We start from the raw sequence: 12,580 nt of genomic DNA, 5'->3' as shown, positions 1-12,580 counted from the left end.
TGCTGGTAAGGGGACAATCCCCACTTTATAAAATCTACGGAGAAAATCATGAGCGACACAATTATTCAGCTAACAGATGCTAATTTCGAGCAAGAAGTAATCAACGCAGGTCGCCCTGTACTTGTTGATTTTTGGGCTGAGTGGTGCGGACCTTGTAAAATGATTGCGCCAATTCTTAAAGAAGTTGCTAAAGAATACGGCGATAAAGTTACTATTGGTAAATTAAACGTTGATCAAAATACTGAGACAGCTCCAAAATACGGTATCCGTGGTATTCCAACGCTTTTATTATTTAAAGACGGTAACGTTGCAGCAACTAAAGTTGGTGCGCTTTCAAAAACTCAACTAATTGAGTTTCTTGACGCAAACAGCTAAGCATCAATTATCACATTATTGTGGTTTACCCTCTATAAAAGGCATGTTTTTAACGAATATGCCTTTTAATGCTTTACCCTACTTAGTTTTAGTGCTAATTTATTGAGCGATTTAATATCGCGCCTGTCGAAAAATATCCATTAGACACACAGATAACCCAACTAATACAAACAAAGTTTAACGACTTAACAACAGACCCTTCTAACTATGAATCTTACTGAATTAAAGCAAAAGTCAATTCCTGAGCTTTTCGAAATTGCACAATCTATGGGCATCGATCATATCGCCCGTGCACGTAAACAAGACATTATTTTCGCCATTCTAAAATCTCACGCCAAAGGCGGTGAAGATATCTTTGGTGACGGTGTTTTAGAAATTCTACAAGATGGCTTTGGCTTTTTACGAAGTGCAGACGCTTCATACTTAGCTGGTCCAGATGATATCTATGTATCACCTAGCCAAATTCGTCGTTTCAGCTTACGTACTGGTGACACCATCGCTGGTAAAATTCGTCCACCGAAAGACGGTGAACGTTACTTTGCATTACTAAAAGTACGTGAAGTTAACTTTGATACGCCAGAAAACTCGCGTAATAAGATTTTATTTGAAAACTTAACAGCTATTCACCCGAACGAACGTTTCCGTTTAGAGCGTGGCAATGGCAGTACTGAAGATTTAACTGCCCGTATTATCGATTTAGCAGCACCTATTGGTAAAGGTCAACGTGGCCTTATCGTTGCTCCGCCTAAAGCAGGTAAGACAATGTTACTTCAGTCAATTGCACAATCAATTGCAACCAATAACCCTGAAGCTCATTTAATGGTATTACTTATCGATGAGCGTCCAGAGGAAGTTACTGAAATGCGTCGCCTTGTGAACGGCGAAGTAATTGCTTCAACGTTTGATGAGCCAGCGAGCCGTCACGTTCAAGTAGCAGAAATGGTCATTGAGAAAGCAAAAAGTATCGCTGAGCATAAAAAAGACGTTGTTATCTTATTAGATTCAATCACTCGTCTAGCGCGTGCTTACAACACGGTGATTCCATCATCAGGTAAAGTATTAACTGGTGGTGTTGATGCCAATGCATTGCATCGTCCAAAGCGCTTCTTTGGTGCAGCACGTAATATTGAAGAAGGCGGTAGCTTAACTATTATCGCGACAGCACTAGTAGATACTGGTTCTAAAATGGATGAAGTTATCTATGAAGAATTTAAAGGTACCGGTAACATGGAACTTCACTTAAGTCGTAAGATTTCAGAGAAACGCGTTTACCCAGCAATCGACATTACTCGCTCAGGTACGCGTCGTGAAGAATTATTAACGATCCCAGCTGAGCTACAGAAAAACTGGATCTTACGTAAGATTGTTCATCCAATGGGTGAAGTTGATGCTGCAGAGTTCTTAATCGATCGCCTAGCGATGACTAAGACAAATGACGAGTTCTTCGACTCAATGAAACAAGCAAAACCGAAAAAATAATCGGTCTTGACTGCCTGAAACCACGACTTTGTTCGTGGTTTTTTTATGCCAAAAATAAAATTTACGATTGGCACAAGTCTCGCTTAAGTTTAATAATTAACTTGTTAAATCTGGATCATTATGCGCTATTTAATTTTTATTACACTGATGACTATCAGTACTTCGTGGTTACACGCCAAAGAGATTAAATTAAATAAATCAAATAGCTACGCCCAATCAATTTTTAAAAAAGCGATAAAATTGAATCCTAAAGCTGCGCCTATTAAAAAGAAGATTCGAAATTTATCACCGATATTAGTGCCACCTAAACCGACACTAAACGGCAATTTTTCGCAGCAGCTTGCCTACAAAAATAATCAGCAAAAGATTAAGACTCGGACGAGCGATGATCAATCGCCACGGAATTAATGCAATAACGTAACCCTGTTAGTGTTGGACCATCGGTAAATACATGCCCTAAATGAGCATCGCATTGACGACAACACACCTCAGTGCGTTCCATGCCATGACTACTATCACGCACTAATTTAACCTGCTCTTTACTGACAACATCGTCAAAGCTCGGCCAACCACAACCACTATCAAATTGCGCATCAGCTACAAACAATAAATTATCACAGCAAATACAGTGGAAAGCACCTTGTTCCTGTTTAACTAACCACTTTCCAGTAAATGGTCGTTCAGTCCCTTTTTCACGGCATACTCGATATTGCTCGTCACTTAATTTCTCACGCCAATAGTTATTATCTTGTTTCATTTATACTTAAGACCAATGGCCTTTCCTCAACTTATGACTTATTGTGTTGGTTATAATTAAATCGAATGTAATATTTTAATTACAACCGTAAAAATATGTTGACTTAACTAGCCAACACAGGTTAAAAATATACCACTTTTAAACAGATTTGTTACGAGTGATTAACACTCAGGTAAACGCTTTGAACACAACGATACATGCACTAAACATTCTACTGCTCCTGCTAGCTTACGCTGCGGGCTCTTAGTGCATTAGTTAAATAAAGCTTACCACTAGAAACCCGCCTTAACAGCGGGTTTTTTTGTATTCAACCAAAGGAAATAGATATGTCAGATCAAGTTATTATTTTCGACACCACATTACGTGATGGCGAACAGGCGTTAGCAGCAAGTTTAACAGTAAAAGAAAAACTACAAATTGCGCTAGCTCTTGAACGACTTGGTGTTGATGTGATGGAAGTAGGTTTCCCTGTGTCTTCTCCAGGCGATTTTGAATCGGTTCAAACCATTGCTAAAACGGTTAAAAACAGTATTTGTGCTGGTTTGTCTCGTGCGGTTAAAGCTGATATTGAAGCCTGTGGTAATGCATTGAAAGTGGCGGAACAATTTCGTATTCATACTTTTATTTCGACCTCGAGCATTCATGTTGAAAGCAAGTTAAAGAAAACATTTGATGATGTCTTAGAGATGGCGGTTGGGGCGGTAAAATACGCTCGAAACTTTACTGATGATGTAGAGTTTTCATGTGAAGATGCTGGACGAACACCAATCGACAATCTATGCCGTATGGTCGAAGCAACCATCGCTGCTGGCGCCAAAACGATTAACATTCCAGATACGGTTGGTTACACAATTCCAAGCGAATTTGGTGGCATCATCAAGACATTATACGAGCGTGTACCAAATATTGATCAAGCCGTAATTTCAGTTCATTGCCACAATGATTTAGGCATGTCTGTTGCCAACTCAATCAGTGCCGTTGAAGCGGGTGCTCGTCAAATTGAGTGTACCATCAATGGTATTGGGGAGCGTGCAGGCAATGCTTCGCTTGAAGAAATAGCGATGATATTGAATCTACGAAAAGATATCTTGGGTGTGGAAACCAACATCAATACTACTGAAATTTATCGTACTTCTCAGCTAGTCAGCAATTTATGCAACATGGTGGTTCAGCCTAACAAAGCGATTGTCGGCAGTAACGCATTCTCTCATTCTTCAGGCATCCATCAAGATGGCATGTTAAAAGCTAAAAATACTTATGAAATAATGACAGCCGCCTCTATTGGCCAGCCAGAAAAATCACTCAATATGACCTCTCGCTCCGGCCGCCATGTAATCAAACATCGCATGAGTGAATTGGGTTATCAAGATAACGAATTCGATTTAGATCAACTATACGACTCGTTCCTAGCGCTAGCAGATAAGAAAGGCCAAGTGTTCGATTATGATTTAGAAGCATTATTGTTCTTTAATCAGCAAAAAGATGAGAACGATTATTACAAGCTAGCTTATCTAAGTGCTCACTCAGGCTCAGGCATGATGTCGACAGCCAGCGTGAAATTATTAATTAACGACAAAGAATTTATTGAAGCAGCTACTGGTAATGGTCCTGTAGAGGCGGCATTTAATGCCGTTAGCCGTATCACCAACGTTGAAATTGAAATGATTGATTACTCATTAAAAGCAAAAGGTGAAGGTGAGAATGCACTAGGACAAGTAGATATTGTTGCTGCTTATAACGGCCAAAACTTCCATGGTATGGGTCTAGCAACTGACGTTGTACACGCATCAGTACGCGCCATGTTACATGTGCTAAATCTAGTCCATCGCGCTGATGTAGTCGCAGACAAAAAACAAGCATTCAAAAAACAAATCGCTGGTGTTTAAACGCCAGTACGAAGAAATTAAAAATAATAAGGTAGAGCAATAGGAATGAGTAATAAAGAATATAACATCGCGGTGCTTGCTGGCGATGGCATTGGCCCTGAAGTGATGGCACAAGCAAAAAAAGTATTAGCGGCAGTTCAACAAAAGTTTAACTTCACATTAAATTACAATGAACTACCCGTTGGTGGTTTTGCTATTGATACCTGTGGCGAACCATTACCGCCGCATACATTAAAAGGGTGTGAAGAATCAGACGCTATCTTATTTGGTTCTGTTGGTGGCCCGAAGTGGGAGCATTTACCACCTAACTCGCAACCAGAGCGTGGTGCGTTATTGCCACTACGTGGTCATTTCAAATTGTTTTGTAACTTACGCCCAGCGCGAATTTATAGTCAATTAGCCGCGCTGTCACCATTACGTGCTGATATTTCAGCCCGTGGTTTTGATATCTTATGTGTCCGTGAATTAACAGGCGGTATTTACTTTGGTCAGCCTAAAGGCCGTCAAGGTGAAGGCGCTGATGTTGAAGCGTTCGATACGATGCGTTATTCACGTAAAGAAATTGAGCGTATTGCCCGCATTGCGTTTGAATCTGCGAAGACGCGACGTAAAAAAGTAACCTCTGTTGATAAAGCAAATGTATTAGCCTGTTCTGTGCTATGGCGTGAAGTAGTTGAAGAAATCGCGAAAGAGTATCCAGACATCGAATTAGAGCATATTTATATCGATAACGCGGCTATGCAAATGGTGCGCGATCCTTCTCAATTTGATGTTTTATTATGCTCAAATTTGATGGGTGATATTTTATCTGATGAATGTGCAATGATTACGGGCTCTATGGGCTTATTACCATCAGCAAGTACTAATGAAGATGGCTTTGGCATGTATGAGCCTGCGGGTGGGAGTGCGCCAGATATTGCAGGCCAAAACATTGCTAACCCAATCGCACAGATTTTATCAGCAGCCATGTTATTACGCTTTAGCCTGGGTCTTGATGACGCTGCGACAGCCATCGAAAAAGCTATTATAGATGCCTTAGACAATAATTATTTAACCCGTGAGTTGGCTAGTAATATCGAAGACGCTAAATCAACCAGTGAAATGGGCGACTTTATCGCGCAATCAATTTTGGAGAACAACTAATGGCGAGTACGTTATACGATAAGATTTGGGCAGATCACATTGTCCGAAATGAAGCCAATGAAACGCCGTTAATCTATATTGATCGTCATTTAGTCCATGAAGTGACATCACCACAGGCATTTTCTGGCTTGAACTCTCATCAGCGTCCTTTACGCCATGTTGGTAAAACCTTTGCGACCATGGATCACAACACATCAACAAAGTCTCGTTCACTTGATGCCTGTAGCGATCAAGCCCGTATTCAAATTCAAACGTTAACTGATAATTGCGACCAATACGGCGTGCAATTGTTTGATATTCACAATATCAATCAAGGTATCGTGCATGTTATGGGACCAGAACAAGGAATGACCTTGCCAGGCACAACTATTGTTTGTGGTGATTCGCATACCGCAACTCACGGTGCTTTTGGCGCATTAGCATTCGGTATCGGAACCTCTGAAGTCGAACATGTAATGGCAACGCAAACGTTGAAACAAAGCAAAGCCAAATCAATGAAGATTGAAATCACTGGCACCATTAATGAAGGTATCAGTGCTAAAGATATTATCTTAGCAATCATTGGAGAAACAGGTGCCGCAGGCGGCACAGGTTATATCATCGAATATTGTGGCAGCGCTATCGAGCAATTATCGATGGAAGCTCGCATGACCATTTGTAATATGAGCATCGAATGTGGCGCTAAAGCCGGTATGGTCGCGCCAGACCAAATCACTTTTGATTACCTCGGAGGTCGCCCACACGCACCAAAAGGTCAAGACTGGGAAGATGCTGTTGCCTATTGGAAAACACTAAAATCAGACGACGACGCACAGTTTGATGCGGTAATCACACTACGCGGTGAAGATATTGCGCCGCAATTAACGTGGGGTACCAATCCAGGACAAGTGATTGCCATTGATCAAGTTGTGCCGGCTCCTGCGAGCTTTAGCGACGCTGTTGAATCTGACAGCGCCAAACAGGCACTCGATTATATGGCGCTTGAAGCGGGTCAATCGCTGACTGATGTCGGTGTTGATAAAGTATTCATCGGTTCTTGTACCAACAGCCGAATCGAAGATTTACGCGCTGCTGCAACTATCGCCAAAGGCAAAAAAGTCGCAGCAAGCGTTGTTGCCATTGTTGTACCAGGTTCAGGCCTTGTAAAAGCACAAGCAGAAGAAGAAGGGTTAGATAAAATATTCCTTGATGCAGGCTTTGAATGGCGCTTACCGGGCTGTTCAATGTGTTTAGCCATGAATGACGATCGCCTAGAGCCATACGAGCGCTGTGCATCAACCAGTAACCGTAATTTCGTTGGTCGCCAAGGCCGTTTGAGCCGTACACACTTAGTTAGCCCAGCGATGGCAGCCGCGGCTGCATGTGCAGGTCACTTCGTCGATATTCGCAACGCTTAGGAATTAGAAAATAATGAACGAATTTAAACAACATACTGGCCTTGTGATCCCATTAGATATCGCCAATATTGATACAGACCAAATCATCCCTAAGCAGTTTCTTTCTAAAGTAACCCGTGATGGTTTTGGCCAACATTTATTTCATGATTGGCGCTATCTTGATGAAGCTGGCGAACAGGTAAATCCTGAGTTTGCGCTAAATCAGCCACAGTATAAAGGCGGTAGTATTTTACTAACCCGCGAAAACTTTGGTTGCGGCTCAAGTCGTGAACATGCCCCTTGGGCACTTGATGATTTTGGGTTTAAAGCGGTCATCGCATCAAGCTTTGCTGATATTTTCTATGGCAATGCTATTAACAACGGTATGGTGCCGGTGAAGTTAACTGAAGCACAAATTGATTCACTGTTTGCTCAAATGGATGAAGGCGCAACAGTAACTGTCGATTTGCAAGCGCTACAAGTAATCGCCCCGAATGGTGAACGTTATGATTTTCACATCAGTGACTTCCAACGTGAGTGCTTATTAAAAGGGTTAGATTCTATTGGTTGGACATTGCAACATATTGATCAAATTGAACAATATGAAGCAAGTATTCCAGCGTGGCGTCGCTAATATCGTATATTAAATTAGGAATGGCCTAGATGGCCATTCCTTGTTGAATAAATTTTACGATACCATCGCGTGCAGTATATGGACTTAAGAAATCACCTTGCGCGCGTCGACACCCCATTTCTTGTAATTGAAGTATTTGAGAAAATTCATTAACACCAACGGCTGTCGCGTCTAAATTAAGCGATGAAGCCATAGATAAAATCCCTTCAACTAAGCTCGCCGTATTTACATCTTGATCGATTTGAGAGACATAATCTTGCGTCAACTTAATACCACTAAATGGGAAGTTTCTTAAATCAGAAATATAAGCACCGCGATCACCAAATTTGTCATACTCAAGCGTGAAACCAAGGAGCGATAACTGTTGTAAAATTTCATCCAGTTTCAACCATTGAGTTGCAATATAACTCAAAGGAAGCTCAAGTGATAATCGATGGTTCTCAATCTGATATCGCTCTAAGACTTCGCTAAATTTCTCAGCAATTTGATTATCACGTAGCTGACCATGGGAAAGGTTTACAGATAGCATCATTGATGCCATTCCCTTTTGTTGCCAGTAGCTCGCGTCAATACATACTTGTTCTAACACCAACATTCCGAGTTCTTGAGCACAACCAGATGCTTCTGCAACGGCATAGACATCATCATTTTCGATAATGCCATACTGAGGATGTCGCCATTGAATTTTTGCTTCAACGCCGTATAGAGAATCATCCGTTAAATTGATGATCGGCTGATACACTAAATTGAATAGCTTGCCATCAATCATCGCATCGATTTCACGACGCATCTGGAAATGCATTAACGTATTATCATTTTGACCTTGTGAGAAACAGCCAATTGGCGCGCCTGTTGACCACGCTTTTATAATTGACGCCTCAGCATTCTTCAACAAAGATTCACAATCTGAGCCCTGCTCAGGATAATACGAAACACCCTGACGAATATCGAATTTAAAGCTATTGTCACCAATTGAAATGGCCTGTTGATTCACGCGGTCAATCTTAGCAGACACTACATCCAATGCTTCGCCGTTAGGTACATCAGGTAAAAAGATTGCAAGACGCTCATTTGACATCCGCGCCACAGCATCCTCTGAACGTAAAGCTCGCTGTAAGTTATTACAGTAAATCAATAATACGCTATCGGACAGTTCACCATCATAATGCTTTGCAATGTCATTAATTTGCGTAATATCAAGATAAACCACCGCAACTATCAGTTTTCGGCGTCTAGCTCGACCTATCATTCCTTCTAAACGATCTTTGGCCAAAATACTGTTTGCCAAGCCCGTTTTTACGTCATAATTAGCAAGGTAAGTTCCCGACTTTTGCATTTCTTTTTGCAACGTAATGTCATGGCTAAGACCCACAAAACATTCAAGCTGACCGTCACGGTCAACAAGCGGTTTGATGGTTAAATCACTCCAATAACTGGCACCTGATTGGCGTTGATGTTTTAGCACACCTCGCCACGTATCTTTATTATTAATAGTCCGCCACAGGTTTTGAATCACATCCTCGTTGCTATCATCGCCTTTTAAAATAGAAAAACTCTCACCAATAATAGCGTCTCGACAATAACCTGTTTGGTGCTCAAACATAGTATTTACGTAGATAATGAAACCATTTTTATCGGTAATAAATACCGCGTGATTTCCTGCGTTATTAGCGGCCTCATAAGCTCTTGATATCAAGCCTTGCTCGTCATCGACGGTCGACTTTAGCTCAAGTAATAATCCAAGCACATATCCTTTATTATTTCGTAGCGGTTGCAGGGTCAATTTATACGCTTGTGAAGGGCTGTTGAGCGAAACTTTATACTGAGAGTTTTCGGATGTTGAAATCAGCGTACTAACCTGTTGTGGCAACACTTGTTTAGCACGCTGACCGATCACTTGGTTGCGCTCTAAACCGAGCAGTTCACACATCGGTTGATTTATCTGACTAATCACCCCAAAACTATCCATCATTAATAATGCATAGTCTTTTGTTTCAAACAGTGCGTCGGTTAATTCACGCGACGTAGCGTATTGCTGCGCCATGTCATCTTGATTTAAATCTTTTACAAACTGAACCAACCAAGCCGACTGTCCTTCAAATTCAATACTATTTAACTGGGCATTAACATGTTCTATCGCGCCGTTATCACTCAAAATAGGTACTGATAACGCACTACCTTCACGGGTTACTTGATCAAATAATGAAGCCAACGGTAATATTGGCAAATTAATGACTTGCGACAAGATGGTATGAGATGAAAAGTCGACATGAAAAAATGCTTTATCTGCTGCGCTATTGCCTTTTAAAATCATCATTGATTCAGGCTGAATAATTAACTGCGGTACAACACTATGATCAAAGATTACGTTACTTTCTGTGTTTTTTACGACATCTTGTTGGAATTTTCGTAACAATAACCAACTTTCTTCATTAGTTGTGAGCTTTTCAAATTCGAGTGTGTAGAGAGCTTGAGGGCTATTTCCATGCGGGAATGATAATTTAATTTCAATCGTCCGCGATTTTTCAGCCTCTAATACAGCTAACAAATATTCACTATCTGTGCCATCAATGAAATCACTTAATGAGCGCCCTAGCATATCATGTGAGCCATGGCTAAGAATGTTAAGTAATTCTTCAGAGATATGATGGATAGTTAATGAACTATCAAGCACCGCCTCATTTAATGACAACAATTGTTTTAACACACTAGTGTTGTCGCCTGCGTTTAATGGCAAGTCATTCAAAATATTTTCGTTCATCGTTCAGGAAGTTTCCAAACAAGCTGCAGTGATTTAAATTCGTATCCATAGACAGGGTTAAGTACTAATTGCTACTATCATCAGTTCTTTTTTCCAGCGTTAAATCGTCCATGTTAGCAAATAATTATTCCTTTAAAATAAACTCTACAGTAGCTAAAGCACACAAGCAACTGAACATTGAGACAATCAACCCCAATATCGATTGGGACAGTTTTTTACCCTTTTCTCAATGGCTTATTGACATTATTGATGGACATTTCATTAGCCATGATTTAGGCGCCGATCTCCATCGTGTATCCTTTGAATTCGAAGATACGCGCTTAATGCTTACCTTCGAAGAAAACAGCAATAGCATCTGGATCGAACTAGACAACAATGCTGATTTAGACGTATTAACCTTTATCAGTCAATTATTAAAGAATTATGAATAAAGACAATCCAATTAACGCAGACTACGCATTATTGACTCCTGACTTCATGTTAGACGCCATCGAGTCTACCGGTATTTATCCAGCGTCAGGTTTAATGGCGTTAAATAGCTACGAAAACAGAGTGTATCAATTTACAGGGGATGGCGAGCTCCGATATGTGGTGAAGTTCTATCGTCCAGCACGTTGGAGTAGAGAGCAAATAAACGAAGAACATAGCTTTAGTATTGAACTTGCAGAGCAAGAAATTCCCGTTATCCCGCCATTAGAGATTAATGGCACGACACTCCATGAATATAAAGGTTTCTATTTTGCATTATTTGAATGTCGTGGCGGTCGTCAATTTGAAGTAGATAATCTCGATCACCTTGAATGGGTTGGACGCTTTATGGGACGCATTCATAAAGTTGGACAATCAAAACCTTTTACTCAAAGAGTCACCTTAAACAGCGAAAATTTTCTGATCGAACCACAGAAGTTTTTACTGGGGTACGAAGAAATTCCGGATTATTTAAGACTTCCATTTGATACAGCATTGAATCTAATCGTCAGCTTAACCCAGAAAAAACTTGAAGAAGTTGGACAATGTACACAACAGCGGTTGTTTGGCGATTGCCATCCCGGCAACATTTTATGGACTGATAATGGCCCGCATTTTGTCGATCTTGATGACAGTGTCAATGGGCCAGCTGTTCAGGATTTATGGATGATGCTCAGTGGCGATCGCGCTGCTCAGTCTCTACAACTAGAAGTGTTATTAGAAGGCTACAATGAGTTCTGCGATTTTGACACGAAGGAACTGCAACTTATTGAACCGTTACGCGCCATGCGCATGGTCAACTACATGTACTGGCTTGCCAAGCGATGGAGCGATCCAGCATTTCCACATAACTTTCCATGGTTTAATACACCACAATATTGGGAACAACAAGTATTGGCATTAAAAGAACAAATAGCACAATTACAAGAACCACCGTTAACGTTACCCGACTTTAATTTTTAAATAAGCTCAAGCTTAACGGAACTAATTAAACATTTGTTAATCTTTGATACAGGAATAACCACTATCATCAGTGGTAATTTAGCCGATAGATGATAATCTATCCGAAAATTTTTTAGGAAAACTTACAATGAAAAAATTCGCGTTATTATGTTTTACTTTTATTATGAGCACCTTTGCTCACGCCGCTGACTTTAAAGAAGGCACAGACTATTTTGTTGTTAGCAAGGTAGCCAGCAAGAAACCTGAAGTTGTCGAATATTTCTCATTTTTGTGTGCATCATGTTACCGCTTCGAACCTTTAGTGAATAACCTGAAGAAAACACTGCCAAGCGATGTAACCTTTCGTAAAAGTCACACAGAAAGTTTAGGTGGCAAAGTAGGAACAGAACTAGTTAAAGCTTACAGCTTATCAAAGCTACTAAAAACCACTGACGTCATGGTACCTAAAATCTTTCAAGCCATTCATGTCACGCGTATGCCAATTGCTTCGATGAATGATATCAAGCCATTATTCATGGATGCAGGCGTAAGTGAAAAGAAGTTTAACGCAGGTCTGAAAAGCTTCAAATTAAAACGTATGGTTAATCAGATGCGTCAAGACAATAAGCGTTTTCGAATTACTGGTGTTCCAACATTTATCATCAATGGTAAATATCAGGTGAATAATCAGAAAATTACGAGCGAAGAACAGTTTGATAAATTAGTGAACTACTTAGTGCAGCTGAAAGACTAATTATT

11 protein-coding genes are annotated in these 12,580 nt (G+C 40.5%); 9 read left to right on the top strand and 2 right to left on the bottom strand.

Annotated elements, in window-relative coordinates:
• Positions 1-48: 48 nt before the first annotated feature.
• Both trxA and rho read left to right on the top strand, forming a co-directional pair.
• Positions 49-375: a thioredoxin TrxA gene (gene trxA / locus ACMAZF_RS00925; protein WP_435275637.1), complete on the top strand. Its 327-nt coding sequence runs from the start codon at positions 49-51 to the stop codon at positions 373-375.
• Between the two features lie 207 nt (positions 376-582).
• Entirely contained in the window at positions 583-1,854 is a 1,272-nt protein-coding gene (gene rho, locus ACMAZF_RS00920; RefSeq protein ID WP_435275636.1) for a transcription termination factor Rho, read from the top strand.
• Between the two features lie 367 nt (positions 1,855-2,221).
• Here the strand turns inward: rho and msrB are convergent, their stop codons facing one another.
• Positions 2,222-2,611 (bottom strand): peptide-methionine (R)-S-oxide reductase MsrB, encoded by a 390-nt coding sequence (gene msrB, locus ACMAZF_RS00915; protein ID WP_435275635.1) that lies wholly within the window; start codon positions 2,609-2,611, stop codon positions 2,222-2,224.
• Between the two features lie 326 nt (positions 2,612-2,937).
• Here msrB and leuA point away from each other — a divergent pair, with 326 nt between their 5' ends.
• Genes leuA through leuD form a run of 4 tightly spaced genes read left to right on the top strand, consistent with a single transcriptional unit; the run spans position 2,938 to position 7,650 of the window.
• Positions 2,938-4,497 (top strand): 2-isopropylmalate synthase, encoded by a 1,560-nt coding sequence (gene leuA, locus ACMAZF_RS00910; RefSeq protein WP_435275634.1) that lies wholly within the window; start codon positions 2,938-2,940, stop codon positions 4,495-4,497.
• Positions 4,498-4,542: 45 nt separating this feature from the next.
• Complete coding sequence (gene leuB, locus ACMAZF_RS00905) at positions 4,543-5,640, top strand: 3-isopropylmalate dehydrogenase (protein WP_435275633.1); 1,098 nt, start codon at positions 4,543-4,545, stop codon at positions 5,638-5,640.
• Positions 5,640-7,037 carry a 3-isopropylmalate dehydratase large subunit gene (gene leuC / locus ACMAZF_RS00900; protein WP_435275632.1) on the top strand — a complete coding sequence of 466 codons (1,398 nt, stop codon included), beginning with the start codon at positions 5,640-5,642 and terminating at the stop codon, positions 7,035-7,037. Before leuB ends, leuC begins: the two co-directional genes overlap by 1 nt.
• Positions 7,038-7,050: 13 nt before the next feature.
• Complete coding sequence (gene leuD / locus ACMAZF_RS00895; RefSeq protein ID WP_435275631.1) at positions 7,051-7,650, top strand: 3-isopropylmalate dehydratase small subunit; 600 nt, start codon at positions 7,051-7,053, stop codon at positions 7,648-7,650.
• Between the two features lie 25 nt (positions 7,651-7,675).
• Here leuD and ACMAZF_RS00890 read toward each other — a convergent pair whose 3' ends face one another.
• The gene (locus ACMAZF_RS00890; protein WP_435275630.1) at positions 7,676-10,411 is read right to left on the bottom strand and encodes an EAL domain-containing protein; all 2,736 of its coding nucleotides are present in this window, start codon (positions 10,409-10,411) and stop codon (positions 7,676-7,678) included.
• 110 nt (positions 10,412-10,521) lie between these two features.
• On the opposite strand from ACMAZF_RS00890, the gene ACMAZF_RS00885 reads away from it, so the two are divergent.
• From ACMAZF_RS00885 to ACMAZF_RS00875, 3 genes are all read left to right on the top strand, one after another.
• Positions 10,522-10,842 carry a DUF3630 family protein gene (locus tag ACMAZF_RS00885; protein WP_435275629.1) on the top strand — a complete coding sequence of 107 codons (321 nt, stop codon included), beginning with the start codon at positions 10,522-10,524 and terminating at the stop codon, positions 10,840-10,842.
• A complete protein-coding gene (locus tag ACMAZF_RS00880) occupies positions 10,835-11,842 on the top strand; it encodes a serine/threonine protein kinase (RefSeq protein ID WP_435275628.1) in 1,008 nt (335 codons plus the stop codon). The genes ACMAZF_RS00885 and ACMAZF_RS00880 overlap by 8 nt, the downstream gene beginning before the upstream one ends.
• A 127-nt stretch (positions 11,843-11,969) precedes the next feature.
• On the top strand, positions 11,970-12,575 hold the full coding sequence (locus ACMAZF_RS00875; protein ID WP_435275627.1) for a thiol:disulfide interchange protein DsbA/DsbL: 606 nt from the start codon (positions 11,970-11,972) through the stop codon (positions 12,573-12,575).
• The last annotated feature ends 5 nt before the right edge of the window (positions 12,576-12,580 follow it).

This window comes from Psychrobium sp. nBUS_13, assembly GCF_051201665.1.
Lineage (GTDB): Bacteria > Pseudomonadota > Gammaproteobacteria > Enterobacterales > Psychrobiaceae > Psychrobium.
Note: the sequence above shows the minus strand (reverse complement) of the source record. Positions and strands in the feature narration are given on the sequence as shown.